This is a genomic window from Mesorhizobium sp. M0833 (assembly GCF_040319905.1).
Taxonomy (GTDB): Bacteria; Pseudomonadota; Alphaproteobacteria; order Rhizobiales; family Rhizobiaceae; genus Mesorhizobium.
Window position 1 is genome coordinate 1 of record NZ_JAMYOQ010000083.1, and the last position, 1594, is coordinate 1594.

Sequence of the window (1594 nt, forward strand, 5' to 3'; positions counted from 1 at the left end):
CCCTTTGGCAACACGTGGAGCAGGAAGATCCCATGACGGGTGGTGGATAGCGACCTGCGCTCTGGCAGAGTGGGGTTGCTGACCAACAACTCTGTGGAGGCCAATCATGCATGTTGTAGCCGATCAATCTGCGGCGCCTGCCGCTATCCGCACCCATCTTGGCGCGATCTTCGTTTCATTGGAACTCAGCAAGTCGACGTGGCTGGTGACGTCGCTATTGCCAGGCGGGGGTGAGCGTATGTCGAAGCATACGGTGCGAGGTGGTGATATTGCGGGACTGCTGGCGCGCTTTGCACAGCTTCGGGAAAAGGCTCAAGTGCGCACCAGCGAGACCTTTCCGATTGTCGTCATCCAAGAGGCCGGCTTGGACGGTTTTTGGATCCACCGTGTCCTGGAGCATGAGGGGATCGAGAGCCATGTTGTTGACCCTGCCTCCATTGCCACCTCGCGCCGGCGACGGCGGGCGAAGACCGATAAGATCGACGGCGAAACGTTGGTGCGCGCACTGCTTGCTTATAAACGCGGCGAGCCACGCGTATGCGCGATGGCGAAGCCACCGACGCCCGAAGCAGAGGATCGGCGCCGGATCTGCCGGGAGCGCAAGGTCCTGGTCAGTGAGCGGACGAGCCACGCCAATCGCATCAAGGGGCTGCTATTTGCGCAAGGGATAACCGGCTATGATCCGCTGCGACGTGACCGGCGCGAGCGGCTTGACGATCTCCGGACGGGTGATGGCCGTGTGCTGGGCAGGCAGCTCAAGGCGCAGCTCATTCGCGAGCTCGATCGCCTCGAGTTGCTGTTCGAGCAGATCAAGTCAGTCGAAGCCGAGCGTGACGCGTTGCTGGCCGCCGATGTCGCTGACATACCTGTGGCGTTGCTGCTCGACCTCAAAGGCATTGGCACCGAGAGTGCCGCCATCTTGTATACGGAAGGGCTGTTCCGAAAGTTCGACAACCGAAGGCAGGTTGCAGCCTATGCCGGGCTTGCGCCGACGCCTTGGCGGAGCGGATCAATCGACCGCGAGCAAGGCGTCTCAAAGGCTGGCAATCCCCGGCTCCGGACAACAATGATCGAGCTTGCCTGGCTGTGGCTGCGCTACCAGCCCGAGTCAGCGCTCTCTCGTTGGTTCCGCGAACGAGCAGAGTGTAACGCCGGCCGCGTGCGCAAAACAACCATCGTCGCGCTCGCACGAAAGTTGCTCGTCGCTCTCTGGAAATATGCGACCGCAGGGGTGGTCATCGAGGGCGCCGTCATGAAAACCGCCTAAGGCGATCAACCCTGCATACCTGTCCGGAGGGGCCAATCAGCCCCCGCGGATCCAGGGAGACAACCGTATCCGCCGCTGGTCTGAACCACCGACAGGAAGAATGGTCTCGTCCTCCTGAGCCCCTTGCCCGCCGAAAGCGGGATATTGGTGCAGCCGTCCCGGACGGCGACCGCATGTGAGTTGGACCAGGCTCGGAAATACGCCGCGCCGCGTCAACGCAGTTGGGCTCAAACCCTGGAAGCTCCGCCAACAGAAAAGGAGGATTTATGCGCCTTTGATATCACTTGACCTGAAACTCGTCATGTGAGCGGCGGATGAACTCGTCGG

The 1594-nt window shown here is 61.4% G+C and carries 1 protein-coding gene; it reads left to right on the forward strand.

Features of this window, described 5'->3' with window-relative positions:
• The first annotated feature begins 106 nt into the window (after positions 1–106).
• Positions 107–1267: an IS110 family RNA-guided transposase gene (locus NKH98_RS32845; protein ID WP_352904308.1), complete on the forward strand. Its 1161-nt coding sequence runs from the start codon at positions 107–109 to the stop codon at positions 1265–1267.
• The last annotated feature ends 327 nt before the right edge of the window (positions 1268–1594 follow it).

Excerpts from the sequence above, each read along its gene's own strand:
- NKH98_RS32845 (WP_352904308.1), top strand. The coding sequence starts at position 107 with ATGCATGTTGTAGCCGATCAATCTGCGGCGCCTGCCGCTATCCGCACC.